The sequence below is a fragment of the Paraburkholderia xenovorans genome (assembly GCF_046030735.1).
Lineage (GTDB): Bacteria > Pseudomonadota > Gammaproteobacteria > Burkholderiales > Burkholderiaceae > Paraburkholderia > Paraburkholderia xenovorans_A.
In genome coordinates this window covers 1-1,398 of record NZ_JAQQBV010000099.1, presented here as the reverse complement: position 1 = coordinate 1,398, position 1,398 = coordinate 1, and the positions used below count along the sequence as shown (strand labels likewise).

1 protein-coding gene is annotated in these 1,398 nt (G+C 56.4%); it reads left to right on the top strand.

Annotation, left to right across the window (positions count from 1 at the left end; all coding sequences use genetic code 11):
* Window positions 1-75: 75 nt before the first annotated feature.
* A partial coding sequence (locus tag PQQ51_RS34275) for a hypothetical protein (protein WP_408501616.1) occupies window positions 76-1,398 on the top strand: 1,323 nt, incomplete at its 3' end.

The following is a 1,398-nucleotide window of genomic DNA, read 5'->3' as shown; positions in this document are numbered from 1 at the left end:
ATCCCTATTCCACAGACAGGCCAAAGCGAATGGCAGCGCGTGCTCTTTTCGGTTGGATATCAGGTGAGTGGGTGGTTGGCCTACAGTGAATTGAGGACGTTTGGATATTGGGCATTAGGAAAAATTTCGCCGTTGGCGAGCGTTGCGACGTCTGCGGGCATGTCTCTGTACAACCTTGTGATGGCGTGGAAGCAGGGCGACGTGCCGGCCGGACTGATCCAGGCGCTACTGGTGCTCCCCTATCAGTTACTCTCGCCCCAATCGCTTCTATTTGCCGTCGCCGAGACGACGAAACAATACATTGACGACACGCTGGGTTTGACGGACCCCGACTCGTTAAGCGATGACGAGAGGTTTCAGCGAGACACGCTATACCTGTGCGCCGGGCTTGTTGCACTTGTCTCGTACTATGGATTTTTTGTTCCGCGAAAGGAGGTGTACTCAAAGATCTCTGGTCTGCTGGGCATCCGTGCCAGGCGAAGGAACCTTCTTCTTCACCATAACAGGCGACGCCTTCGAATTTATCTGGGCGGGCGTGGAAAGTACCGACCGAAGGAGGTTCGTCTTCGCAATGTGATGAAGCCGCGCGGAAGCGCTCAGGGCCACTATGCGAAGCTCCCGCCAAAGGGGTTTCTTTTGCGGAACGACGCAAGACCTCTCCGAACCTTCGTGAGCGGACGTGCGCGGGCGAAATTCACACCGGACGAATTCCGCTTTCGTCCTAAGTCCAGGCGTTCCCGAATCTCACTGGAACAGCGTGCGAAGTCATCTCTCGACAGAATTTTCCAGCAACATGTGGTGGCCGCTGTTCGAACCGTTCTGGCTGAGCGTACGGTTTTTCCACCCAACGGTTTTCTTGTTGCGAATAACATGGCAGCTCCCCAAACGCCGCTCGGCCGGAAACTGGCGGGTATGGTCAGGGTGCCGCAATACGCAGTACAGGGTTATGCCGCTCTGCAAAAAGTTGTGAGAGCGAGGCCGCATTATGACTTTCATCCGGGCACGGAAGACCTTCTGGCCGAACGGATGGAGCTAAGTCCGCAGGAGAGGGCAACCCAGAGACAGGAACACCGCGAGCGATTTAACGCAGCGCGAGCGGCCCGGGTTCGCTCGAATACCACCAGCCTCACGAGTAGCGATACGGGTCTGAAAATGCAGGCCGCCCCGACCATGGTAGTCGCCATGCCCGGCGAGGGAAATGGCCTTGTGGTTGGATACAAGCGGGAAAATCTGACTTCGAACGCAGTCCCAGGCGGGGTGTGCACTGGCGTGACAGCTCATGCATTTTTTACTGCGGATAAATATACGTCGGCAATTGCGAGTAACCCGGAATTGCCGCGTGACCCAGAAACACTGACAGCGACAACGCGATCACCCGGTGTAAAGAGTGGCGGATAC